This is a genomic window from Coprococcus sp. TF11-13, from assembly GCF_003481085.1.
Classification (GTDB): domain Bacteria; phylum Bacillota; class Clostridia; order Lachnospirales; family Lachnospiraceae; genus Coprococcus; species Coprococcus aceti.
Genome location: NZ_QUKK01000003.1, coordinates 223,824 through 248,302, shown reverse-complemented (window position 1 = coordinate 248,302; position 24,479 = coordinate 223,824). Strand labels below are relative to the sequence as shown.

The following is a 24,479-nucleotide window of genomic DNA, read 5'->3' as shown; positions in this document are numbered from 1 at the left end:
TCTAAGTAGGAGCAGAACACTCCTGCTCCTACTTGGTATAAAATCAGTGCTTTATACAGAATTCGCAGCCACCGCTATGTCCAATACAGTCTCTGCAATCAGAATCTATCTCAAACACATCTTCACCCGCGATCAGATATGTTCCAACAAGACTCATCTTCGGCGACATGCATTCTCCGTTCCATGACACGCCTACCTGTGATGCATCCATAAGCCCCAGCAGCTCAGGTACTGCCTCCATGCCCATTCCATAGTATCCTGGACCGAACGACGGACTGCAATACTTCTTCTCATATACACTGTTCTTTCTCTCAAGATATCCTTGCAGCCACCCTCTTATGACATCTATGCATGCCACCTGAAATGCCTCCATGTAATACTGGTCAAGCACAGAACCAGTGTTTTCCAGATCTACAACCGGTGCATGAAATGCATAAATGTAACCTTTATCAATAAGACTGATGTCAAGCTGTGTCAATATTCCGCACTCTATCTTTTTCCCACAAAAAGTAAAATAGCCGGGGCAAATGCACTCAGGAGCAAATTCCTGTAAAAGAACATCCACCGCACAAGATCCAGACATATCTTTCATAACCCCATCCAATATTCTGTCAATATTGATCTGATGCTCATACTTCATATCTGCATCTATTTCATTTATATGGGTAATCTGCATCAATCGTTCTTTCACCTGAGTCTTGAGCTTTCGAAGATCTATATGCAAAAGCTCATCTTCCCTCTGAAGGCGTCCAATAACCATATCATACATCTCTGGCTGATGTACTAAAAGACAATTACTGCAATCTTTTATCCGCTGCCCTTTCCGGCTGATCACATACTCAGGATTACCTAGGCACCATTCCTCGCGATAAAGTGGGCAGTAGCAGAACATGCAATTAAAGTTCTCTACTTTCTCCACTTTATGACACGGGAAAAACTCACATTGTGTATTCTGAAAAAATTTATAACTATTTTCCATAATATATTATGCCGTTTTATTTTTCTGTTTTTTCATTTTTTTCTTAACTATCTCTACACCTGCATAAATCAGGAATCCAGCAAGTGACATGATCAGCCCCAGCCTCAAACCTGGCGTATGATAAACCATTTGTACTGTATGCTTACCCTTATCAAGTTTTATTCCCATAAAAGTATCTGCAAGCTCATCAATTTTAACCTCTTTACCATCCACAACAGCAGACCATGCATCTTCATAAGGTATTGAAAGCAGTATTTCTGTATCATCGTCAACATCTACTTCACCAGTAATTCTATTTTTAGAAATTTTTAAATCTGTTTTATATCCAGTATTAAGAATATTGATCGCTTTTTCAAACACATCTGTATTCAGCTGCGATACATACAATGTATGCTTCTTGTCCCTATTAGTTTTTCTCTTTATAACTAAATCTATTTGATCTCCAGCCTTATATTCACCAATGTACATGCTGTTGATTTCAAACCTGTGACATGCATTCTGAATCAACTCGCCATTTACATATACCTCACAATTGTTATCATATAATCTACTATGTGTTTTGCTTCCATCAACAAACACGTATACCGGTCCATCTTTTTTTACATCCAATTTCCATTCTTCATTACCATTCTTGTCAGTATGTATATATTCTGAATCAACATTCTCATATACATCTACTTCTTCACCAAGCATAGCGGATAACAGGTTCTGCTGATTTTCAAATGGATCATTGCCAAATGAAACCTTCTTTATATCGTCATTCACCGGATAGCCGAGGGGCAAAGCGTATTTATTTTTATATACCTGTGCATACTGAGTCTTCAGATCCGTTTTCTCGTATCCTAATGCCGGACTCTTTAATTGGACATATTTTATTGACAGCAAAGAATCTGTCAGCAACATAGGACTATTCCAATATGTCTCACGTAAAAAAAGCTTCTCCCCAGGGATATCAGAATATCCCATATAAGCTAGAAATCTGTCAACATTAAAATCATAAGCTGAACTATAATGCTCTATGCTATTATAACCATACAGCAGTGACTCCCCCGTCGCTATATCTCTTCCAATAGTCTTTAGATAATTATAATCATTTTCATATCTGAAAAAGCTTCCCTTCTCAGTCTCATTAAGACTATCGACTATATTCTCGGCAACAACTGTGTAATCAGAAAAACTCCTTGCATCATTATTGTATTCAGAAAAAGCAATGTACACATTATAACCGGCTTCTATCGCAGTCAGGCATGCCACTCCAAAGCATACTACCTTGGAAACATTTTTTCTATTGTTACCACATAACAGCACTATTATCCCTATACCCAAAATTGCCATATAAATAATGACTATATTACGCGGTGAATTTATTTTCTTTATATAATATAAAAATGCCAAACCTACTGCAACAACCCCCATTGCAGAAGCTACTTCTTTTTTTGATACCTGGTCTTTTTCCCATAATTGAACCTCTCTTGCAGCGATCATTATCATTACAAAAGAGAGTACAAAACTAAATCTGAAGAAGTATGAAGTGCTTCTAACAAAGGCTGTCCACACAAGTTCTAAATCTCTAAGACAATAACAGCTGCACAACAAAGCAAGCAGACATGCCATACAGATTTTTTCTTTTTTCTTCACAGCAGAATTAAAGAAAAATGCAACAACAGCAATAAGAACGATGGTTCCCGTAAAAATAGGGGGTGCATCCTGCGCATTCACTTTCGCACCAACATCAAATCCACTAAGGAACTGTGTTATATCCATATTAACTATACGGCTCAATCCAACGGTATTATTTGTTGCAATTCCTCCAACAAGCGCCATACACGCAGGAAGAAGTATACACAGACTCGCCAACACTCCACATAACATTGTTACTATATATCTAAATATACTTTTCCATTCTGTTTTCAACGCTTTTTTTATACTAAAGTCATTTGCATTAAGATATTCAACAATAAATAATATTCCTGACATCAGACATACCATATAGCCAGTGTACCAATTACAGAAAATTGCAACGAATACAGAAGTAAATAGCAGCCCCGTTTTCTTCTTATCAACGCACTTCCATACTCCTAGTGCTATCAATGGCAAAATAATAACTCCATCAAGCCACATAACGTTTCTACAATTATACACATTATATTCCATAAGTGCATATAACGATGATAATACAAGGCCTGGTATCACCGATATTTTGAACCTTTTATCAACATATATGTATCCTGTTATTCCACACAAACCAATTCTGAGCAAAATCATAAATGCCATAAACTGTGGTATCTGCGTCTTTGAAAAAAACACAATAAACAAATTTAATGGACTAGACAAATAATAAGCTACTATCCCTATCATTCTGCCGCCAAGTGCTTTTCCTGTAGAATATTCTATACCTGCATTTCCATGAAACACATCCCATAAATATCCATAATAGTCCTTATACTGTAGCAATGAATCCCAGATCATCGTAGACTTATTACCAAATGGTACCACTCCGCACACAGCCATAACAATCAACGTTATAATAACCGGTAACAAAAATGCCAATGCAATGATGATCATTTTTTGTCTTAGAGTTTTTTGCTTACTCATCAATCTCCTCCTGTAATCCACATCTTTATTATCAACTATCTATAGCTTGACAATATCTAAAAAGCAATTAATTATCTGATTGTTCTGTTTTTCGCGGCCCCCATAAACATGACAACCGGAACAACTATTCCAACGATCATCATGACAACGGCTATAAGCTTGCTGTCACCGGACACCAGTGTCACTATACCGCTTATTATCGCAAGTATCACCAGAAATGCTGCCCATACAACTATGGCAGACGCCTTTGCAACCTTGTTGCTTCCGGCTATTCCAAATATACCGCCTATGATGGCTGCAAGCGATGCTATTCCGGCCACAACGCCACATACGACAGCCTTTGTCGATGGCTCATCTGCAAGCACAAGCTTTGCAATGTCATAATATCCGGCATTTACAAGCCCCCATATGAGCATGATGAGCGACGATGCCGTCACCATTCCCTTTCCAGGTAATTTTTCCATAGATTATTTCTCCTTTTTCATTCTCATATCACTGTCTGCTCCACACATAACAGAAGGCCTGTGTTCTGGCTGCAAACTTCTCAGTCTTGAGCAGTTCTCTTACCTCTGCCTTTGTGTACCATCCTGGAGTGATCTCCTCCAGAGTTGAAGTGCTCGGCTTGAACTCGCCTCTCGCCTTGCCTACAACACACATATTTGTCTCATTTGAAAATCCTACAGCACTGTAGCTTGTCCCTATTGTGTCACTGATCTCGTACAGCTCAAGTCCCGTTTCCTCCATAAGCTCACGTCTGGCACTGACCTCAGGAGTCTCCCCCGGATCTATGAGTCCGGCAGGGAAATTATATACCCATTCACCCGGAGCAAGTCTGAACTCCTTATCTATAAGGATCCTCTCATCTGCCTCGTCTGTGGCGATGATGACCACCGCATCTGCTGCCTTGCCATGAAGTCCCTCGAAATCGGTGATTTCTCCATTCCTGCTTATCATCTCATAGTTCTTAACTATTCCGTCTACAGTCTCGTACTGAACATCGTATCGTGTGATGAACTTTCCCTGTTCTTTCTTTTCAATTCCTACAAATTTCAAAACACTTTCTCCTCTACTTGCAAAGCTCTGCCACAACCTGATTGATGACCTTGCCGTCTGCCTTGCCCTTGAGTTCAGCCATAACAGCCTTCATGATCTGGCCTTTATTCTTTGTTGCTATCACATCTGCAAATTTTGTTGTGAGGATATCTCTCACCTCATCCTCTGACAGAAGTTTTGGCGCATACTCGTTGAACACATCATATCTTGCCTTGTACTGCTCCAGAAGATCTGTTCTGTCTGCAGGGCAGGTATCGATCTGCTCTTTTACAGACTTGATCTCCTTGAGGATAACACTGTCAACTATATCCTCAGGAATGTTGTCTCTGCAGCCGTTATCGATTCCGACCTTCTTAACTGCTGATACGAGGGATGAGATGCTGTCCTTTCTCTCCTTATCCCTTGCCTTCATTGCTGCTATCATATCCTTCTGTAACTTCTCAAGTGTCATTTTTATTTCCTTCTTTCTTTATTTTTATCACTTTTTTATTTTATACCATATTGAACGCTGCTTTTGCAAAACAACATTCTCTGCCTGAAGCTGTTCCAATTTCTTCTGAATATCTGCTTTTTCTGCCTGAAGTTCTCCAAGTTTTGCCTGAAGATCAGATTTCTCCTTCTCAAGTTCTTTTATCCGGATACCCCTGTCAGCCTTTTCCTTATATGTCTGCTGTAGTTTTGCATTTATCTCCGACTTTTCCTTGTATGTTCTTTGAAGCTTGGCATTTATCTCTGACTTTTCCCTGTAGGCACGCTCATTTTCTTCAATGCGTTTCTTTAATTGTCTGGAATTTCTACCAATCTCATCCCTCAATTCTCTGCGTTCTTTTTCATGACATTCACATACCCTGATCAGTGCATCCTCTACCGGCTCTCCATCATATTCAAGAATCTTATTCGCAAGTGCATTATCTCCATATTCAGGTTTAAGCCATTCCTCTATCTTCTGTAACTGAACGTCATTCTGGTCGGCGTCCACATTCTTATGGTAAAGGCCTATTTCCTGTGAGCCCGGTAAGTACCGAAGATCCTCACATGGCATAGCCGCCACAACCGGAACTCCTGACATGATCTCTATTAGCTTAAGCCAGATGTCATCCGCCCACAGGCACATCTCCACCATCTTGTCTTTGTCGAACCACTTATCATCATAAATTCCTGGTGGATATAAAGTTCCTGCGCCCCCGGTTGCAAATAACTGCATCTTTGGTCTGTACAGACAGGCAACCGTCTCCTTCATCCAATACCTGTACGGAATAAGCTGCCCTTTATCCGAAATGACCATCCAGTGTGTCCTCACAGCGGATACCGCCTCTGGATACTGTAAATATGACATATACAGATTCTCAAGCATGTATGGAGGATATTGCAGATCGTCATCTATCGTCACGACCACGTCGTCCGTGAACTCCTGCAGCGCATAGAAATACTTCTTGTGCGGCTTCAGATCATCACACCATCTGACCTCCAGCTTATCCTCAAACTGCAGCTTTCTGAGATCATCCGGGAGATCGTCATCCCTATTAGGGAACTGCTCCTCCGCCAGCCACAAAACGATCTTATCTGCCTTTCTGGTCTGTGAATATATCGACTCAAGCATCTGTGCTATGCCCGCAATTCTGGCGGGATAGGATGTGAGCGACACTATTATCCTTCTCGTCTTGAGCTTTTTCAGCTCCGATGAATCATGTTTCTTTATGATGGAATATTTGCGGAATAACTTGTCATCATTGAGTCCCTTCTCTGTCAATCCGTCAAATATCTCACTGTTAAATACGCTGTGCGCTTTCTCGTAAAACTCTATTCCCTCTGCAGAATCCAGTTCTCTGCAATACTTCTCATAATTGTCCACATACTGACGTATGGCAAAGTACATAACAGCATTCCACAGATCAGTCCTGTCTGCCATGCCCTTCACATGCTCCGTCACACAGTCAACGGTCTTCGGAACATCCGGCAGCTTCTCAGCCTCACTCTCAGGAACAACATTCCTTGAAAATGTCAGATTGCTTATATATGCTATCTTCTCCGCCGCTACAGCTCCAATTGCCGAATATATCGCTTCGCTGTCACAACCGGAAATGCCCAGTCCTGCATCTATTATGAACTGCTTTCTGTAGAGTTTATTGCCAACTAATGGTCGTACCACATTCATGATCCTGCCACGGCAGTCCTTCCAGTTAAACACCTGCTTTCCGCCGTGAACCCACTCAAAATGTACACCTCTTCCGAAGGTCTTCCCACCGTCACTGTCTATAAGCTCGCAGTTCGAAATCACCATGTCCGCCCCGCTCTGCTCTGCGGCGTCATGCAGCTTCTCCAGCATGTTCTCTGGATAAACCTCCGAGCCATCCACGAACAGTATATATTCTCCATGCGCGCGCTCAATCCCCGCGAATCTGTCCGCTTCTATTATCTCGTACTCCTTAAATGTCTGGCCAGCCAGCTTTGTCCGGCATGTCTCCACACCGCTTCCGGCTGTAAAAATCACTGATATAACCGGTTTCATAACCCGATACTCCTTTCATTGAACACCATCCTATTGCTGTCCCTCATGATGTCCCGACTCTAGGTCTGTCAATAAATTTTATATCTTAAGTATTTCCGATAGATTCTTCTGTATTCCTGCCGCAACCTCAGGCTTATTCATGGAATACACATGTATATGCTTCACTCCATTTGCCATGAGATCTATGATCTGGTCTGTGGCATATGCAATTCCCGCCTGCCTCATCGCAGCCTCAGTATCGCCAAATGCATCGACTATGCTCTTGAATCTCTCCGGCACGTTACAACCTGAGAGCTTGACAGCATTCTTGACCTGTACTCTTCTTGTTATAGGCATAATGCCCGGTATGATCGGCACTGATATTCCCGCCTCTCTGATTCTGTACATGAAATTAAAGAATATGTTGTTGTCGAAGAACATCTGGGTCGTGAGATAATCACATCCAGCATCGACCTTTTTCTTAAGCCCAATTATGTCTTCGTGCTTATTTGCCGAGTCTGGGTGTACCTCAGGGTAACATGCTCCGCCCACGCAGAAATCTCCTGTCTCCTTGATGAGCTCCACCAGCTCTGATGCATGTGAGAACTCTGCAAATACCTGTCCATCATAGTTCTTCGGTATATCGCCGCGGAGAGCAAGTATATTCTCTATACCGGCATTCTTCATGTCAGCAAGCGCAGTCTTGATGCCCTCTTTGCTGGCACACACGCATGTCAGATGTGCTATGGTCGGCACGTCGTACTTCTCCTGGATCTCCTGGGCAAGCTGGATCGTATGCCCCTTGGTGCTTCCCCCGGCACCATATGTAACGCTCATGTAATCCGGCTTAAATGCCGCTATACCAAGCGCCGCTGCCTCAACATCCGCAAAGTCTGTATCCTTCTTTGGCGGGAACACCTCAAATGAGAGTGTCGCCTTGTCCTGTGTTATCAAATCTCTTATCTTCATGTACTACCTCTGTATATTTGACTATTACTGTTTATTTCAATCTGGACTCATTTATATCCGGACTCATTTGTATCCGGTCCCGATAAATAATTTTGTTTTTTTGCTTACAACTCTTCAAGCAGCGCCGGAATATCCATAAGTTTTTTCACCTCATAGTCCGGATGTATATCCGCCGCCTGCTGACCATCAGGGTTGAACCATATCGTCCTTATCCCAGCATTTATTCCGCCCTGAATATCTGATGTCAGACTGTCTCCTATGATCACAGTCTCATCTGCCTTTATCTCTGGTCTCCTACCAAAGCAATAGTCAAAGAATTCTCTGGACGGTTTCTCCTCTCCGGCATCCTCAGATATGAATATATCCTCAAAATACTTGCCTATACCGCTGTCCGCAAGTCGTCCGCTCTGTACATTTGAGCCGCCATTTGACACAATGTACATTCTGTATCTTCCGTGCAAGGTTTCAAGCAGCTTTATCGTATCAGGGAATACAAATCCCTTCTGGCTGAGCTGATCCTCATAGTAGGCTGTCGCCTCTGCAGCAGAGTAGTCAACTCCCAGCTCTGCAAAAAGTATCTCGTATCTGCTCTCCTTAACCTGCTGCCTTGTGAGCAGCCCCTGTTCAAGCAGCTTCCATCTTGATTTGTTGATCTCGCTGTATCTGGATATGACCTTTTCTGTAGGCTCCACCCCTATATGCCTGAGCATATTGGAGAGCGCTCTGCTCTCACTGCGCTTGAAGTCCAGCAGTGTCTCATCCAGATCAAACAATATGTTCTGTACCATATAACTTCCTTATATCTTTCTTATATCTTTCTTATATCTTTCTTTTCAAATTCATATGCTGACTTATCAATGTCTGCCATTATGGTTCTGTATTTTATACATTACTCTTATGCGCAGCTGCCGGATTTTTACAGTGCGCACATTCTTAAATATTATATTCCACTCACCAGATAATAGCAATAGAGCCGGTTACAAATCTTCTGCTGTGACCGCCCTCTCTTCGGCAATCCTGCACAATCCGCAACCGGCTCTGTTCCGTCTATTTTATTAAGTTTATTTGTATTTTCATTTACTTCATGCTCTTGCTGAGTCCGCTCATTGCATACTCTGACAACTGTTTTCTGTAGAGAAGTGAACTGATCAAATACTCTATAACACCACCCAAAAGGATGGCCGCATATCCAAGGACAGCAAGTTTTACAAGCCCAAGGCTTATAACCTCTGATATATGATGGTGACACAGCCAGGAACTGATTGTCGACATGCAGGTTATTATCACCAACATAAACACAATAAAGCTTGCCACAAAATATTTGTAACATACACCGCAGAATATCATAGCTCCGAACAATATAAATATGATCATAAACAATGTATCCTGATAGTTTTCTGTATTCTCCGGATACATTCTGATAAGTATATATTTCTCCGCAACAAGTATTGTGAAAAGTACAAGATACACAACTGTGCTGACGATCACTGGCATTCCCACCTCCAGTTTTCTCTTCATCACGCTTGACTGCACATAGTCCGATGCATTCATGTATATTATCATCTGGTAGGCAAACATTCCAGTCAGCATAAAATAGAAACCACCCAGCATATTCGTTCCGTGTGATGACAGTTCGATCACAAACCCTATTGCAGTGAACAAAATAAGCATCATCACATTTGTCTTTAACTTATATCCATATCTGAGAAGTTTAAAACCAAGTATCAAATCTTTCATCCCTTAATCCTCCTTGTCTAATATATATCATTCCTCCCGCCGGCAGGCGGGGCGGATAGTCTAAGCCGTTTCCAGCCTTGAACAACAATCTGTTAATCCATATCCAGATAAGACGCCTCAACCTTGCGGTACATATGTCTGCGCGTCACATATATTCCAACCGGCAGCAATACCGCCAGTGCTGCAACTATGAGCCATGTAAACTTCTGCAATCCCGAAGATATCGTTATATATATAACCGCAGCTCCCGATGCCCCTGATGACAGCATGGACAGCAGACTCATGACCTGAACATTCTGGACATATCTCGTAATGTTCAGCGCCCACACCGACAGATTTGCTGTGAGCAGTATCGACAGGCAAAGCAGTCTTACCGGGTTACCCACCATAATTTCATATGGTACGGCCACTATCACCATGCATATCGCGATCCTCGCCGGTCGGACAAGCAGATCCGCCGTAAGCGCATTCCGTAACATGGCTTTCCCCTTTGTTGACGTCTTCAGATAATCCATTCCAAGGCAGCCCTTCACACATATTGCACCGAATCCCCAATAATCAGCCATAACCTCGATTGCAGTCATGAGCGCCGCTCCCACACCGAGCATGACCGCTGTTACATAATATTTTCTCACTCCTGTATCGATCAATGCCAGTATCACCCCCAGTATGATCGGTATCAACACATTACACACTAGCCGGTATTTTCCATTCGTAATGGCTCTGTAATCCTTTATCATCCTCATAATTACGCTCCTATAAATACGTGAAACACTCTAAGCAGTTTTTACTTTAATACCATTTTTGTATTATTCTTCATGACCGCCACACTTATCTGAAACAGCGATGGTATCTCCTTGCTCACATTCATGCCTGCAAGCTTGTCCAGATTCTCTGCAAGACAGATTCCCTCAAAGCCATAAGGATTCTTAGTCATGGTATAAAGGATCTTTGATGCCGCCTCCGCATCCTGGGCATCTCCCTTTATCAGTATGTATTTCTCCTTCAGGTCCTCCACAAATCCGCACTCGACCACATTCCCATGTTCCATGATGATCGCATAATCAGTGATACTCTCCATATCGGATATATTGTGTGTTGAGAACAATACACTCTTCTCCCCCGCTCCGTCGCTTATATAATCGCCGATCATCTGACACAGCTTGTCTCGCATAAGAGGATCAAGAGGCGATGCCGGCTCATCGAGCAGCAGCAGGTCTGTATCCCTCGCCATAACCCCGGCAAGCATCAGCTTAGTTCTGGTTCCATCAGAGAGTGCTGAACACTTTTTCTTCAGAGCAACACCGTCCGGGGAATCAGGAAATATCGCAAGTTCTCGGCAATATCTTTCGAACTCGTCCCTGTCAAAATTGTCAAAGAGCAGACTGCTTATCTCCTCCACATCAGATACAGTCCACTGTGGAAGGTAATATCTGCCTGTTCCCGTATAGCCTATCCTGTTCTTTACATCCGCCCTTCTCTCCTTTTCCGCCGATGAATACTTGTCAAAGAAAGTCAGCTCACCTTTGTAATCAAGCCTTATTCCTGAAAGCATATTGAGAAGTGTCGTCTTTCCCGCTCCATTTTCTCCGATGAGTGCTGTCGCAAATCCCTTTGGCACCCTCAAATCAGGTATATCCAGTGTAAATGTCTTAAACTTTTTGGAAATATTCTCCCCTTTTACAGCGCAGTCATAATTCATCATCCAATCCTCCATTAAACCTTAAACTCTCTTCACGTCTTTCTTTTTCCCTATTCTCTGTCCACTTTGTTCTCTGCCTGTCAAATCGTCAGTCCTGTACCATCAGCAGAGCATCAAGCATGTTCTTGAGCTCATCGTCCGACAACCCCGCAATACGTGCCGCAGCTATGGCCTCCGTCAAAGATGCCTCTACCTTTCGAAGATGCTGCTCTATCAGCATCTCACTGTCCTGTGCATTCACATAAAAGCCCTTGCCCTGTTCAGCGGTGACCAGCCCCTCCTGCTCCAGCAGCTCATAAGCTTTCATGGTGGTGATAACACTTATCTTCAGATCCCGTGCCAGCCCCCTGATAGACGGCAGATATTCGCCCTGGGCATATTTGCCCGCCAGAATGTCCGACTTGAAGCTGTCTGCTATCTGCTGATATATAGGCACTCCTGAGTTCTGAGAAAGTCTCATATGTACACCTCCTTAAACTGTTCTCAGCTGTTTATATGTTATATATACACTATGTACAGATATGTGTCAACAACTTTTTACTCTAAACCCTAAAATAATAATATCTTCATCTCCTTGTCCACGCAAAAAATCCCCGCCGGCACTGATCTGTTCGGTACCGGCGGGGATTTATCTGTCATATTATTCTATTGTTCAAGCGGGCATGTTATCTGGAACATCTCCTCACACACCTTGTGTACAAGTCTGGCTGTCTCCGTGTCTGCCAGCTTGTAATATACCTCCTTGCCCTCTCTGCGGCTCACGATCAGGCCGCTGCCCTTGAGCTGCTTCAGGTGGTGCGATACGGCCGGATCACTCATCTCCATGGCCGCCGCTATGTTGCTGACACATTCCTCGAGGTGGCACAGCATCCAGAGTATCCTGAGCCTTGTGCCATCGCTGAGCTGTTTGAATATATCTGCCATGCTGCTGCAATCTTCCACAGACGGCATGCATTTTATGATCTTGTTCTCATTGTCGCAGTGACAATGCGGCAAATGTATCTCTCCCATGCGGTCTCCTCCTATTCTTTGAAGCTCAGTGCTCTTGTCGCATTTAATACCGCAAGGATCATAACTCCTACATCTGCGAATATTGCCCACCACATGTTGACAAATCCAACTGCGCCCAGTGCAAGGCATGCAAACTTGATCACAAGTGCAAATACTATGTTCTGGTGTACGATCCTGAGTGTCTTCTTGGATATCTTCATGGCTGTCGCTATCTTTGCAGGATCATCATCCATGAGGACGATATCCGCAGCTTCGATAGCTGCATCGGAACCAAGGGCTCCCATGGCAATTCCTATATCTGCTCTCGAAAGTACAGGGGCGTCATTGATTCCATCTCCGACAAATGCAAGCTTCTCCTTCTCTCCCTTGGCTGCGATGAGCTTCTCGACCTCATCCACCTTGTCTCCAGGGAGAAGTTCACTTCTCACCTCATCCACGCCAAGCTCGCTTCCGACTGCATCTGCAACCTTCTTCGCATCACCTGTGAGCATGACTACCTTCTCCACGCCTGCTGCCTTGAGACCACTTATAGCCTCCTTTGCATTTGGCTTGACAACATCTGATATGAGAATATATCCTGCATACTTTCCATCCACGGCAACATGTATCTCTGTTCCAACCGATGTAGGAACCGCTGCCTGTATGTTCATCTGCTTCATGAGCTTGACATTTCCTGCGGCAACCTCATGACCATCAACAACCGCTGACACACCGTGTCCGCTGATCTCCTTTGCGTCTGTGACCCTGTTGTTGTCGATTTCCTTGCCATATGCCTCCTTCAGGCTCTTGCTGATAGGATGGTTGGAATAGCTCTCGACCAGCGCTGCCTTTTCAAGAAGATCAGCTTCGCTCATTCCTCCCTCAGGATGTATCTCTGTAACCTGGAACACACCCTTTGTGAGTGTTCCTGTCTTATCGCACACGACATACTTTGTGTATGAGAGAGCCTCAAGATAGTTGGAACCCTTGACCAGAATACCCTTTGCCGAAGCTCCGCCGATTCCTCCAAAGAAGCTCAGTGGAATGGATATTACCAGTGCACATGGACAGCTTATAACAAGTGTTGTCAGTGCTCTGATGATCCACTTGGACCATGCTGCAGGATTACCCATGATAATGTTTACCAATGGCGGAAGCACTGCAAGTGCAAGTGCTGCTATACATACAGCCGGTGTATAATACTTTGCAAATCTTGTGATGAAGTTCTCTGATCTGGACTTCTTCATGCTTGAGTTCTCAACGAGATCAAGGATCTTTGATACAGTTGACTCTCCAAATTCCTTGGATGTCTCGATCTTGATAAGTCCTGTGAGGTTGACACATCCACTGATAATCTCATCGCCGACATGAACCTCTCTAGGTACGCTCTCACCTGTGAGGGCACTGGTGTTGAGTGATGAAACTCCCTCAACAACCTTTCCATCGATAGGTACTTTCTCTCCAGGCTGTACAACTATGACTGTTCCGATCTGAACGTCATCAGGATCTACCTGCTCAAGCTTGCCATCCTTCTCTATGTTCGCATAGTCAGGACGGATATCCATAAGTGCGGTAATATTCTTCCTGCTCTTGCCTACGGCGTAGCTCTGGAACAGCTCGCCTATCTGGTAGAACAGCATAACCGCTGATGCCTCCTTGTACTCACCGAGCACCATGGCACCTACAGTGGCAATCGCCATGAGGAAATTCTCGTCAAATACTTCTCCGTGTATGATTCCGAGAAACGCCTTCTTAAGTATATCGTAACCGATGATGAGATATGGAATCAGGTACGCCACGATCTCTATACATCGCCACATAACTGACGGATTCTCAAGATCCACCATCCCGGTCTTGTCAAGCACCGTAAATGTGACAGCCATGGCAACCAGAAGAACCGCCGATATTATAATTCTTCTGAGCACTTTTTTCTGTTTCTTTGTCATAACATCCTCCTATCTGATAGAGCACAGATCTTTCACAGTTAGCCGTGACTAAACAACCTGCTATACCATAATCCGGCAGTCAGCATGCACATGCATAACCGCCTTTGGTTACATAAAGATCTCGCAGTCAGGCTCAACCTTCTTACAAGCCTTAAGTACGTTCTTCATAACCTCAGCCTCGTCAGCTCCGTCGTCGAACTCAACGCTCATCTTCTGTGCCATGAATGCCACTGTTGCATCCTTAACACCTGCTACCTTCTTTGTAGCCTCCTCCATCTTTGCTGCACAGTTTGCACAATCAACTTCAATCTTATACTTCTTCATAATCCTTATCTCCTTTTTTATTATTTCTGTTGTTCTCATTGAATCCATGAACATTTAAACATATATTTAATTATATGTCAACATCAAAATGCTATTCTTTTTAAAATTTATTTATATGAACATCTGTGCATTTAAAAAAACCTGTGTATATAACATATACACAGGTTTTTGTTCCAGATATATCTGATTCCACTTTCAGATCATGTTTCAGCTCCTACTTCAGATCCTCCACAAGCTCATAGAGAGCGATCGCTGAGTTGAAGTTATCAGGTATGATCTCATCACTTGGGATGACAACTCCGTACTTATCTGCTATCTCTGAAATGATGGAGATGATATCGAGTGATTCCAGGATTCCGTCGTCAACGAGTGCCTCCTCATTTTCAAAATCAACATTTGGCTTGATCTTCTTGAGCATCTCAATAAATTCTTTCATTGTTCAATTCTCCTTTGTATGATCTTCTCTGCAAACCATCTATACGTTCTGCTCTGCAAGCTTTCTTACTTCCTTTCGCAGAACTGAACCCTTGAACGTCTTTGGTACGCTTTCAACATAGATGTACTTTCTTGGAAGCTTGTAGCTCTCAAGTCTGTCAGCAAGAAAGCTTTCAAAATCAGCTTCCTCATAGCCATCCTTCTGCACGACCAGTATGACCGGAAGCTCTCCGGTGATCGGATCTTTGATTGAAGTGTAAGCCACATCATCTATATGCTCATATCCAAGTGCAAGGTCTTCTATCTCTGCAGGAGATATCTTGCTTCCACCATAGTTTATCACATCATCGGCCCTGCCTACAAGTATGCAGTCACCATCCTCATCCAGATATGCCAGATCCTTTGTCCTAACATATCCATCCACAATGGTCTCAGCAGTGAGTTCGGGGTCATTGTAATAGCCTTCCATGACTATAGAACCGCCCCAGGACAGAAGTGCCGGTGACTCCGGGCTGCCATTTGCAACCACGTTACCCTCGTCGTCAGAGAATCTTACGACCGAGTTCACGGTAGGTCTTCCTATACATCCTGTCTTGTTGCCATTGCCGCTGAACTCCAGTATGCATGCGCATCCGGCTTCAGATGAACCATAGAAATTATACAGTCTTGTATGTGGAAGCAATTTGAGCAGCTTCTCCTTGTCTGACTCGGCAAGAGGTGCTGAGCCTATCTGTATATAATCAAGCTGATCTGCATAATCCGCGATCCTGTCATCCGACAAATGGAATATCATTCCGAGTGATGCCGGTGATATCGCCATGGATGTCACTCCGTATTTCTCTATGAGCTTCCACAGCGTTCCGATAAATACCATTCCGTCCATCAGACATACTGTGCCGCCATTTACCATGTCTGACTGGTATCTTCTTATTCCAAATGAATGGTTGAGAGGCATTGGTATTATCTCCACATTGCCCTTCTTCATGGCTGTTCCCTCGATGACATTGCCGGCTATTCCCACATCACCTCTGTGGTGCATGACAACGCCCTTTGAAGATCCAGTAGTTCCCGTTGTGAAGAGCAGCATCGATCTGTCCTCCTCACCCGGAAGCTCAAGCTCTGCCTCGCTCTCATCCTTCATCCTGGTTATTATTTCCTTCTGGCTTATACACTTTATTCCATCCACAGGCTTGTCTGATATGAGACATGCCGCATCAACTCTCTGGCCTATCTCAACTGCCCTCTCTGCGGATGTGGATTTCTCTATCGGCACGACAAGCACCTGCATGTACTGCAGTGCAGTGAACACTGTCAGATAATCTATGTTCTGTGTGCATCTGATCATTACATGATCGCCCTTGCATATGCCCATATCCTGCAAAGCGTGTGCAGTCTTTCTTATATTGCTCCAATACTCTGCGTATGTGACTGTCTTTCTTAGCTCACACACCGCCAGAGTGTCCGGCTGCGTCTGGGCATACTCCTGAATATAATGTAATACCGTCTGCTTATACATTATTCGTTCTCCTTCTTGTACTTCTCCCATTCTGCCATGAGACTGCTTTCCTCATCTGCCCAGGCATCACAGGCATCAGTCCAGCTCTGCTTCTGCTCATCTGTAAGCCTACTCTGCAGGCCGTAATTGTCCTCTATATATTGTGCAAGATATGTGGTAACCTTCTTGGCACCCGCAATATTTACATGCTTGCTGTTGTAGAAATCTGTTGAATAATCCAGATTCAGTTCATCAAGAACATTGTTCATGTTCAGATAATCATATCCCTTTGAGGCTATGTACTCGTCAAGCTGAAGCTGCTTGGACGCCTGACCCTTTGATGGGTAGTAAGGTGTCGCAACCAGCAGAACCTTAACTCCGAGCTCCTCTGCCTTTGCCTCTATGTCATCTATATATCCGAGTGTCTCATCCGACAGATGAAGCTGTCCGTCAGACTCAAACACAGGCTCCTTGATCTTCGTGATCTTCGCCCTCTGCCTGCCTGTCTTGAACTCGTCCGTTCCCTGATTGAGTCTGTCTATAAGCACCTGTCTGTCAAATGTCAGCAGATTATCGTGATACTTCAGAATAGGGAACATGAGCTCGAACTTTGACTTCTCATCCGCTCTGTAATACTTCTGTATCATCTCAAACTTCGTCGATGATGGTCTCATGCCCGATGTCATGACCTCCATACGATAATTGTAATGCTCATCCTTTATCTTTGTGACATCGCCTCGTATGATAATACTTCTGACCTCAACCACAAACAGATCCAGATCCTGGGTCTTGGCAGCCTCCTCCATGAGATACGGCGCAAGTCTTATATCCTGAGCCGCAGTACCTATGAGCATTGATGTGTACCCCTGCTCCTCATACGCCTGGGTCGGTATCCAGTATCTGTACATCGAGCTGGAGCCGATGAGCACCGTATTGATGGTGTTATCCTCCTCCGCATAGTAGTTTGTCCACACATCTGAGTCAAAATCCTGTGGTCTTGCCAGTTCTCCCGCCTTGTTCAAGCCAAGGAAAAGCACTGTACATATCGAAAATACTGATATTGTATATTTTATCCACGCTGGCATATCTTTCTCCCTTCTCATCAGAACTGTTCATATATAAATGATGCGCCCGCACCGGAGCCGTATACTCCGCAAATGGCAATGAATGCCAGACCTGCTGCCATGACCAGCCATTTGAATACTATGTTCTGCTTTGCAAGCCATTCTCTGACATCGCCTGTGCTGCCTCTTCTCTCCATGATCTCCTGCGCGATAGACACAGCAAGAAGGAGAAGGCATCCAAATATCAAAACTCTCCACTCTCTTCCTGAAAGTGAAAATTCATCCACAATATTATACACCCTTGAGTGATCAAAAACCATGGAACGGATCATCCAGATCGAGCTTCGGATTCCCTGTCCCATAAATATAAGACGTCCGATGACACAGAGGATGAATGTCCTGAGCATTCTGAATATCTCCCAGCTTATGCAGTCAGTCTTTATCCTGAGCGCCTTTGTAAGCTTTGCCAGCGGTTCCTCAAAAAGTGTCGACATGCATATCAGCACTCCATGATACAAGCCCCATGCTATATAATTCCACTTTGCGCCGTGCCAGAGACCGGTCAGCACCCACACACACAGGATAGGTATGCTCGCTGCAAATACCTTTCCTATCACATTTCCTAGGTGATCTCTTATCTTGACATTGAGCTTGAGGAACAGCTTTGATGTTGACACCGGGTAGAATACATATTCTCTGAAGAATGCACCCAGTGACAAATGCCATCTTCTCCAGAACTCAGGAAGTGTCTGTGAAAAGTATGGTCTTCTGAAGTTCTCTCCCAGAACGATGCCGAAGCACTCTGAAGTGCCCCTTACTATGTCCATACATCCTGAGAAATCGCAGTATATCTGGATGGAATATGCGATTCCCACTGCCAGGAATATTCCGCCATGATAATCAAATGTATGCCCAAATATCTCTGTTGTAAAAGCTCCTATCCTGTCAGCTATAACGATCTTCTTCACAAATCCCCAAAGCATGAGCCAGACACCTCTCATGATAGTGTCCATATTGAAGCGGTGCTCCTCCCAGAGCTGATATCCTACTTCCTCATATCTGGCTATAGGTCCCTGGGTAACATGTGGGAAATAAAGCACATATGACAGGTATCTGAAGAAATTCTTCTGCGCTGATATTCGTCCGTTATACAGATCCACGAGATATGAGATCATCATGAATGAGTAAAATGATATTCCCAAAGGTGCTATGAGATTCCAGTCAGGAATGCTCTGCAATCCGTCGTATGGTATGAATCTCTTTATATTGTCGAGCACAAAGCCAAATGCCTTGAACACCGCCAGAACACCGATAACTATGACAAGTGCCCACACAAGGAACTTCTTTCTCTTCGCCTTCTCAGCAGCCTTGATCTTTCGTGCGGTTCTTCTGTCCGCATCCTTTGCCAGCTCCTCCTGCTCGTCCAGACTCTTCTGCAGCCTCAGTGAGAACAGATAAACGACAACAGCCGTGACAATGACCAGAAACAAGTACTCTATCCCGGCATATCCGTAGAACACAAGACTCGCAAGGAGCAGTATCACCCACTGTATCTTCTTTGGAACTATGTAGTATAGCACTATTGTACACAATAAAAAAACTATAAATGTATAAGTTACTACTGACATGTCCTCTCCCTCTTCTACAAGTAAAAATTATTTATACACTGCTAAACGCCGGCCAGTATTTTAACAGCAGCGCACATACTACTGACATGACCGCCAGAACCAGCAGAGTTATCTTCCAGCCCTCTTTGAACATATACTTTGGCGACAGGCCGTATCCAACCGGTATCGCCCTGATGGATGTCGGAAGCATGTATGACAGGTTGACTCCCACAGATGCCACATATATGTACGGTATCGGATTGAGTCCGCAGCCCTGTGTGATGGATATTACCAGCGGCATGGCTACCGCAGCCGTGGCTGTGTTAGATGTCACATCTGACATGAGAAGTGTAACGGCAAGTATCACGAACACTGTGATAAATCCGCCCTTCATATCAAGCTTTGATATACACTCACCAAGTGCCTCTGCAGCACCGGATTTGTTGATGAGTGTTCCGGCGGCAAGTCCACCGGCAAATATATACATAAGTCCCCAGATGATCTTACCCTGAACATTCTTCCACACCATAATACGCTCTCCGTTCTTGTTGGTGAGAAGGAATGATACTATGGCGCATATGATAAATACATACGCCGGCTTGAGTCCCGGAAGTATGCTCTGGTAGAGCTGTCTGGTAAATGCAAGCACCGTGGCAAGAACAAATAACACAAGTGCTATCTTCTCCTCGTAGCTCATAGGAGGAAGCTCCTTGTATTTTGCTACAAAGTATTCCCTTGAACCGCCAAGCATCTCTGTCTTCTTCACATCACGGATCATGAACAGGATATTTACAAGCACAAGTATGAGCATGATAGGCAGGAATCTTACGACCCATGAAGAGTACATGTACTCCTCGCCTGTTATCTGCTGTATATATTCGACCGTCACAAGATTCATCGCACCTCCGAGCGGCGATGCCAGACCACCGAGTCCGGTTGCATATGCTATCGTGAGAAGTATCTTTGACGCAGTCTTGTTTGTCTTGATGTCGTCCATTCCTATATACTTGAGCATGGCGATCGCTATAGGTGTGATCGTCGCACATACCACTGCATTTGGAAGCACCGCTGACAGAACTGCAGACAACACAAACCAGAACACAAGCTGTATCCTCAAACTGCTGCCGATAAGTCTCAGGAATGTAATGGCTATCCTCTTGTCAAGCCCGGTATTCTCCCACATCACGCTTATGATGGAAGCTCCCAGAAGAAGCAGTATCGTCTCGTCTGCGTAGTTGGAAATGACCGCCGACATGTCAGTCATCTGAAATATCGCATTTAAGGCTATCGGGAGGAATGCAGTTACCGCATAGTCCACCGGGCCTGTTACCCACCAGTACGCCATCCACATGATGGTTCCTATCGCTGCTCTTGACTCAAATGTCGTGAATACTCCGTGTGGCAAAAGTGCCGTAAACAGCCCGAATAACAATGGGCCGATCAGTAAATGTACTATTCTCTTTCGTTCTTTCATAAATATAGCTCCTATTTTCAATAAAACACTGATTTTAAATTATACACATTTAAGATTAATCTTTCATTAAAAAAATTAATATATATTAAAATCCACAGACATTATTCTGCATTTACCGGGATTTTAAATGTAAACAGGCTTCCTTTTCCGGGCTCACTGTCAACATCCACGATTCCGCCGTAATATCTGGCGATCTGCATTACCTGTGACAGACCCAGGCCAAAACCCTCCGCACTTCTGTCTGGCTCACCTCTGTAAAAACTCTCAAATATCTTTTCCTTTGTGCTCTTATCCATTCCCCGGCCCTCATCCCTGACCGAGATAAAATAGCTGTCATTTTTCACACCGCAGGACACATGGATACTACCTCCATCATTGCTGTACTTCACCGCATTTGACATCAGATTGTTCACGACGATAACTATATGGTTCATATTCGCTTTGACCATCGTCGGCTTCAGGTCGTAGGTAAACTTAAGATTCTTCTTACAGATGTACTCCACATCATCGCACACAGACTCCACCACATCCAGCAGATCTACATCCTCAACCGCTATGACTGCGTTTTCATTGTCCATGACCGACATCTGAAGAAGCTGTTCTATGAGCCCCTTCATACGTGAGGTCTGTCTCTCGAATACCTCTATGCTCTCAAGCATCTCCTCATCGCCATTCTTCTCCGCGATCTCCCTGGAAAGCTGACACTGGGCATGCATGACTGCTACAGGTGTTCTCAGCTCATGGGATACATTTGCATTGAACTCGGCCTGTCTCTCAAGCTCCTGATGGACTTTTCTGTACAGGTTGTTATTCGCATCGGTCAGCATATCAAGCTCTTTGAACGGACCGTCATACTCCAGATTCTCTGTAAAATCAAGATTGTCCACGCTCTTATCTATCGAACGGTTCAGGCTTCCCATTGGAACTGCTATCAATTTCCTCAAAGCAAATGCATATATCACAAATGCTATCAGCACGATTCCAATAACACAGTATGATTTATATAACAGTTCACTGTAATTGCTCTCTATATCCCTGACGGATACCATGACACAGATCTTGTATTTAGAAGTCTTCTTCAGCGACTCTTTGTCTGTTCTTCCCTGCCTGACGACCGCAAAATACTTGACCTTCCCTGCATCTATATGCATAAGATCTCTTATGCTTATATCCGGATTATCCGCATATCCCTCAGGCACCTCGCCGTCAAGGATCTCGCCGTCATTTTCCTGAAGGAACACATATATCTGCTCATTACTGTCCGGATCGTCCTCACGGTCGTAAAATCCATCATCTATATGTGGCTTCTTCTGTGAATCATACACTATGTATCGTCTGATCTGGGCTACCTCCTGTGTCAGCTTCTTATAAGCCATCAGGTTCATATCATCCTTCATAAGATTGTTCTGGATGACCAGCAGACAAGATATACCCACCACCAGAATAAGCGCTGTGATTATAACAGTGTATGTTACAAATGATATTTTTCTCTTTAACATTCCAGTTTATAGCCGACACCTCTTATAGTATGGATCAGCTTCTCCTCATAATTATCGTCTATCTTCCTTCTCAGATAACGGATATACACATCTATCACATTTGAATTGACATCGTCATCTATGTTCCAGATGTTCACCCGTATCTGTTCCCTAGTTACTACCACATTTCTGTTTCTAGCAAGGTACTCAAGGATAGCATACTCCCTGACCGTGAGATCAATTACCTTTCCATCCCTGATCGCCTGTCTGTTGTTCATGTCGACCACCAGTGAACCACAGGTTATCACATTCTCATTTACCGGATTCTGGGTTCTCAGCATGACCCTGAGTCTTGCCATAAGCTCCGAGAACTCAAATGGCTTTGTCATATAATCGCTGGCTCCGGCATCCAGTCCCCTGACTATATCCTGTGTCTCCGTCTTGGCCGTGAGGAAAAGCACAGGAACCTGTATCCCCGCATTTCTCATCTCACGCAGGACTGTTATTCCGTCCTTGTTCGGGATCATTATATCCATGATCGCCCCGTCGTAATTCTCCGCTTCCATATAATCAAGTGCCGCCTGTCCGTCATAACAGGCATCCACATTATAGCCCTCTTTGACCAGCTTACTGCATATTATGCTGTTCAGATCCTTCTCATCTTCAACTACAAGTACACGCATACATCCATCCTCCCTGTCATTTTCATCTGTTGGCCACTACAGTATATCGCTGCACGATCGCTGAACAGATATATATTGCCATGCTTTTATGAAAATAACATTAAAAGCCGTCACTTACATCTGCAAAATGTAAATAACGGCTCTCAAATGCTGTTTTTATCTATTCTGTCTTACCGCTCTTCTCATCGTAGGTATCAAGGAAGCTGTGTCGCACGCCTCCCTGCTTGTACTCTATAAGGGTATCGATATTGACATTCTCCACACTCTTGAATATGTTGCCCTCCACAAACGGATTTGTCTTCTTGAGTGTCGCTATAAGCTGCTTGATCTCCTGACGCTTGGACTTCGTCTCCTCATTGTTACATGTTGTGCATGTGTCAGTGAACTTACATGCGCACTGTATGAAATGAAGCTCGTTGTAATCTCTCCACGCTTTGATGTCGTCCTCCCTTACCATATAAAGAGGTCTGATGAGCTCCATGCCCTCAAAGTTGGTGCTGTGGAGCTTCGGCATCATGGTCTGCATCTGCGCTCCGTAGAGCATACCCATGAGTATGGTCTCTATGACATCATCGTAGTGGTGTCCGAGAGCTATCTTGTTACAGCCAAGCTCCTTAGCATAGCTGTACAGATGTCCACGTCTCATCCTGGCACAGAGGTAACATGGTGACTTCTCAACGTTGTACACCGAGTCAAATATATCAGACTCAAATATCTGAATAGGAATGTTCAGCATCCTGGCATTATCCTCTATGACCTTGCGGTTTGCCGGGCTGTAACCCGGATCCATAACTATGAACTTGAGCTCAAATGGGAACTTGTTGTGCCTTTTCAGCTCCTGAAAACACTTTGCCATGAGGAAGGAATCCTTGCCGCCCGATATACATACGGCTATCCTGTCGCCCTCCTTCACCAGCTCATATCTGTTGATAGCCTTTGTGAAGTTGCACCATATCTTCTTGTGGAACTTCTTGCGGAGGCTCTTCTCAACGTCGGCACATATATCAGTCTGTTCCTGCTTGCCCATGGTGTAGAGCAGCCATGATATATATCCGCCTTTAAGGCTCACCGCATCGTATCCCAGCTCTGTAAGTCTCTCCGCCAGCGGAATGCTGTTGGTTCCGTGGGTGCAGCAGATTATGAGTTTCTTTCCCTTTGAGTTGTCCCCGGGCATATATTTCTCAACCGGGAATATCTCACTGGCTGTCTCCGCCAGATTCCCTGGCATCAGCCTGTCCGTCTGGACTGCCATCGCACCCGGTATCGCTCCGTGGGATATCTCAACTTCATCTCTGATATCAACCATCAGATACGAGTCCTTATCCAGTTCCTGCATCTCTTCTATTGTGATCTCTGATATATTCTCTGCACTATTACCCATATTATCTATGCCTTATCTCTACCACCGTTTAATATTTGTCATAAAATGTTCTGTCCTAACCATATATGCCAGGTTATGC

23 protein-coding genes are annotated in these 24,479 nt (G+C 44.1%); all 23 read right to left on the bottom strand.

Features of this window, described 5'->3' with window-relative positions; all coding sequences use genetic code 11:
* Nucleotides 1-43: 43 nt before the first annotated feature.
* The 23 genes from DXD11_RS07690 to DXD11_RS07580 all read right to left on the bottom strand — a co-directional run bounded on the left by DXD11_RS07690 (nucleotide 44) and on the right by DXD11_RS07580 (nucleotide 24,400).
* A complete protein-coding gene (locus DXD11_RS07690) occupies nucleotides 44-979 on the bottom strand; it encodes a cysteine-rich small domain-containing protein (RefSeq protein ID WP_118758101.1) in 936 nt (311 codons plus the stop codon).
* A 6-nt stretch (nucleotides 980-985) separates the two neighbouring features.
* Nucleotides 986-3,574: a YfhO family protein gene (locus tag DXD11_RS07685; protein ID WP_118758100.1), complete on the bottom strand. Its 2,589-nt coding sequence runs from the start codon at nucleotides 3,572-3,574 to the stop codon at nucleotides 986-988.
* Between the two features lie 71 nt (nucleotides 3,575-3,645).
* Entirely contained in the window at nucleotides 3,646-4,038 is a 393-nt protein-coding gene (locus DXD11_RS07680) for a hypothetical protein (protein ID WP_117550643.1), read from the bottom strand.
* Nucleotides 4,039-4,066: 28 nt separating this feature from the next.
* Nucleotides 4,067-4,627 carry an NUDIX hydrolase gene (locus tag DXD11_RS07675; RefSeq protein WP_055146459.1) on the bottom strand — a complete coding sequence of 187 codons (561 nt, stop codon included), beginning with the start codon at nucleotides 4,625-4,627 and terminating at the stop codon, nucleotides 4,067-4,069.
* 13 nt (nucleotides 4,628-4,640) lie between these two features.
* Entirely contained in the window at nucleotides 4,641-5,078 is a 438-nt protein-coding gene (locus DXD11_RS07670; RefSeq protein ID WP_015533834.1) for a GatB/YqeY domain-containing protein, read from the bottom strand.
* Nucleotides 5,079-5,105: 27 nt separating this feature from the next.
* The gene (locus tag DXD11_RS07665) at nucleotides 5,106-7,136 is read right to left on the bottom strand and encodes a glycosyltransferase (protein WP_118758099.1); all 2,031 of its coding nucleotides are present in this window, start codon (nucleotides 7,134-7,136) and stop codon (nucleotides 5,106-5,108) included.
* A gap of 78 nt (nucleotides 7,137-7,214) precedes the next feature.
* Entirely contained in the window at nucleotides 7,215-8,084 is an 870-nt protein-coding gene (gene metF, locus DXD11_RS07660; RefSeq protein WP_015533832.1) for a methylenetetrahydrofolate reductase [NAD(P)H], read from the bottom strand.
* A gap of 104 nt (nucleotides 8,085-8,188) precedes the next feature.
* A complete protein-coding gene (locus DXD11_RS07655; protein WP_118758098.1) occupies nucleotides 8,189-8,872 on the bottom strand; it encodes a YjjG family noncanonical pyrimidine nucleotidase in 684 nt (227 codons plus the stop codon).
* Nucleotides 8,873-9,161: 289 nt separating this feature from the next.
* Nucleotides 9,162-9,821, bottom strand: a complete 660-nt coding sequence (locus DXD11_RS07650; RefSeq protein WP_118758097.1) for a hypothetical protein — start codon at nucleotides 9,819-9,821, stop codon at nucleotides 9,162-9,164.
* Nucleotides 9,822-9,913: 92 nt separating this feature from the next.
* Nucleotides 9,914-10,567 (bottom strand): hypothetical protein, encoded by a 654-nt coding sequence (locus DXD11_RS07645; protein ID WP_118758096.1) that lies wholly within the window; start codon nucleotides 10,565-10,567, stop codon nucleotides 9,914-9,916.
* Nucleotides 10,568-10,608: 41 nt separating this feature from the next.
* On the bottom strand, nucleotides 10,609-11,526 hold the full coding sequence (locus DXD11_RS07640) for an ATP-binding cassette domain-containing protein (protein WP_243105835.1): 918 nt from the start codon (nucleotides 11,524-11,526) through the stop codon (nucleotides 10,609-10,611).
* Between the two features lie 85 nt (nucleotides 11,527-11,611).
* Nucleotides 11,612-11,983: a GntR family transcriptional regulator gene (locus DXD11_RS07635; protein WP_022058324.1), complete on the bottom strand. Its 372-nt coding sequence runs from the start codon at nucleotides 11,981-11,983 to the stop codon at nucleotides 11,612-11,614.
* A gap of 185 nt (nucleotides 11,984-12,168) precedes the next feature.
* On the bottom strand, nucleotides 12,169-12,534 hold the full coding sequence (locus tag DXD11_RS07630) for an ArsR/SmtB family transcription factor (protein ID WP_022216672.1): 366 nt from the start codon (nucleotides 12,532-12,534) through the stop codon (nucleotides 12,169-12,171).
* Nucleotides 12,535-12,545: 11 nt separating this feature from the next.
* Nucleotides 12,546-14,459: a heavy metal translocating P-type ATPase gene (locus DXD11_RS07625; protein ID WP_118758094.1), complete on the bottom strand. Its 1,914-nt coding sequence runs from the start codon at nucleotides 14,457-14,459 to the stop codon at nucleotides 12,546-12,548.
* Nucleotides 14,460-14,567: 108 nt separating this feature from the next.
* Entirely contained in the window at nucleotides 14,568-14,786 is a 219-nt protein-coding gene (locus tag DXD11_RS07620) for a cation transporter (RefSeq protein WP_055146474.1), read from the bottom strand.
* Between the two features lie 211 nt (nucleotides 14,787-14,997).
* Nucleotides 14,998-15,219, bottom strand: coding sequence for a phosphopantetheine attachment site (locus DXD11_RS07615; RefSeq protein ID WP_015533823.1), 222 nt, complete (start codon nucleotides 15,217-15,219; stop codon nucleotides 14,998-15,000).
* Between the two features lie 39 nt (nucleotides 15,220-15,258).
* Nucleotides 15,259-16,734 (bottom strand): class I adenylate-forming enzyme family protein, encoded by a 1,476-nt coding sequence (locus DXD11_RS07610; protein WP_118758093.1) that lies wholly within the window; start codon nucleotides 16,732-16,734, stop codon nucleotides 15,259-15,261.
* Nucleotides 16,734-17,798, bottom strand: a complete 1,065-nt coding sequence (locus tag DXD11_RS07605; protein WP_118758092.1) for a hypothetical protein — start codon at nucleotides 17,796-17,798, stop codon at nucleotides 16,734-16,736. Before DXD11_RS07605 ends, DXD11_RS07610 begins: the two co-directional genes overlap by 1 nt.
* Before the next feature lie 17 nt (nucleotides 17,799-17,815).
* On the bottom strand, nucleotides 17,816-19,405 hold the full coding sequence (locus tag DXD11_RS07600) for an MBOAT family O-acyltransferase (RefSeq protein ID WP_118758091.1): 1,590 nt from the start codon (nucleotides 19,403-19,405) through the stop codon (nucleotides 17,816-17,818).
* 31 nt (nucleotides 19,406-19,436) lie between these two features.
* On the bottom strand, nucleotides 19,437-20,858 hold the full coding sequence (locus DXD11_RS07595) for an SLC13 family permease (protein ID WP_055273732.1): 1,422 nt from the start codon (nucleotides 20,856-20,858) through the stop codon (nucleotides 19,437-19,439).
* A gap of 101 nt (nucleotides 20,859-20,959) precedes the next feature.
* A complete protein-coding gene (locus DXD11_RS07590) occupies nucleotides 20,960-22,357 on the bottom strand; it encodes a sensor histidine kinase (RefSeq protein WP_118017334.1) in 1,398 nt (465 codons plus the stop codon).
* Nucleotides 22,351-23,019: a response regulator transcription factor gene (locus DXD11_RS07585; protein WP_015533818.1), complete on the bottom strand. Its 669-nt coding sequence runs from the start codon at nucleotides 23,017-23,019 to the stop codon at nucleotides 22,351-22,353. The genes DXD11_RS07590 and DXD11_RS07585 overlap by 7 nt, the downstream gene beginning before the upstream one ends.
* Before the next feature lie 160 nt (nucleotides 23,020-23,179).
* Nucleotides 23,180-24,400 (bottom strand): ATP-binding protein, encoded by a 1,221-nt coding sequence (locus DXD11_RS07580; protein ID WP_118017332.1) that lies wholly within the window; start codon nucleotides 24,398-24,400, stop codon nucleotides 23,180-23,182.
* Between the last annotated feature and the right edge of the window lie 79 nt (nucleotides 24,401-24,479).

What these genes read in the sequence shown, in the direction of transcription:
- DXD11_RS07690 (WP_118758101.1), bottom strand. Translation starts at nt 979, where the DNA reads ATGGAAAATAGTTATAAATTTTTTCAGAATACACAATGTGAGTTTTTC.
- DXD11_RS07685 (WP_118758100.1), bottom strand. Translation starts at nt 3,574, where the DNA reads ATGAGTAAGCAAAAAACTCTAAGACAAAAAATGATCATCATTGCATTG.
- DXD11_RS07680 (WP_117550643.1), bottom strand. Translation starts at nt 4,038, where the DNA reads ATGGAAAAATTACCTGGAAAGGGAATGGTGACGGCATCGTCGCTCATC.
- DXD11_RS07670 (WP_015533834.1), bottom strand. Translation starts at nt 5,078, where the DNA reads ATGACACTTGAGAAGTTACAGAAGGATATGATAGCAGCAATGAAGGCA.
- DXD11_RS07665 (WP_118758099.1), bottom strand. Translation starts at nt 7,136, where the DNA reads ATGAAACCGGTTATATCAGTGATTTTTACAGCCGGAAGCGGTGTGGAG.
- metF (WP_015533832.1), bottom strand. Translation starts at nt 8,084, where the DNA reads ATGAAGATAAGAGATTTGATAACACAGGACAAGGCGACACTCTCATTT.
- DXD11_RS07655 (WP_118758098.1), bottom strand. Translation starts at nt 8,872, where the DNA reads ATGGTACAGAACATATTGTTTGATCTGGATGAGACACTGCTGGACTTC.
- DXD11_RS07650 (WP_118758097.1), bottom strand. Translation starts at nt 9,821, where the DNA reads ATGAAAGATTTGATACTTGGTTTTAAACTTCTCAGATATGGATATAAG.
- DXD11_RS07645 (WP_118758096.1), bottom strand. Translation starts at nt 10,567, where the DNA reads ATGAGGATGATAAAGGATTACAGAGCCATTACGAATGGAAAATACCGG.
- DXD11_RS07640 (WP_243105835.1), bottom strand. Translation starts at nt 11,526, where the DNA reads ATGATGAATTATGACTGCGCTGTAAAAGGGGAGAATATTTCCAAAAAG.
- DXD11_RS07635 (WP_022058324.1), bottom strand. Translation starts at nt 11,983, where the DNA reads ATGAGACTTTCTCAGAACTCAGGAGTGCCTATATATCAGCAGATAGCA.
- DXD11_RS07630 (WP_022216672.1), bottom strand. Translation starts at nt 12,534, where the DNA reads ATGGGAGAGATACATTTGCCGCATTGTCACTGCGACAATGAGAACAAG.
- DXD11_RS07625 (WP_118758094.1), bottom strand. Translation starts at nt 14,459, where the DNA reads ATGACAAAGAAACAGAAAAAAGTGCTCAGAAGAATTATAATATCGGCG.
- DXD11_RS07615 (WP_015533823.1), bottom strand. Translation starts at nt 15,219, where the DNA reads ATGAAAGAATTTATTGAGATGCTCAAGAAGATCAAGCCAAATGTTGAT.
- DXD11_RS07610 (WP_118758093.1), bottom strand. Translation starts at nt 16,734, where the DNA reads ATGTATAAGCAGACGGTATTACATTATATTCAGGAGTATGCCCAGACG.
- DXD11_RS07605 (WP_118758092.1), bottom strand. Translation starts at nt 17,798, where the DNA reads ATGCCAGCGTGGATAAAATATACAATATCAGTATTTTCGATATGTACA.
- DXD11_RS07600 (WP_118758091.1), bottom strand. Translation starts at nt 19,405, where the DNA reads ATGTCAGTAGTAACTTATACATTTATAGTTTTTTTATTGTGTACAATA.
- DXD11_RS07595 (WP_055273732.1), bottom strand. Translation starts at nt 20,858, where the DNA reads ATGAAAGAACGAAAGAGAATAGTACATTTACTGATCGGCCCATTGTTA.
- DXD11_RS07590 (WP_118017334.1), bottom strand. Translation starts at nt 22,357, where the DNA reads ATGTTAAAGAGAAAAATATCATTTGTAACATACACTGTTATAATCACA.
- DXD11_RS07585 (WP_015533818.1), bottom strand. Translation starts at nt 23,019, where the DNA reads ATGCGTGTACTTGTAGTTGAAGATGAGAAGGATCTGAACAGCATAATA.
- DXD11_RS07580 (WP_118017332.1), bottom strand. Translation starts at nt 24,400, where the DNA reads ATGGGTAATAGTGCAGAGAATATATCAGAGATCACAATAGAAGAGATG.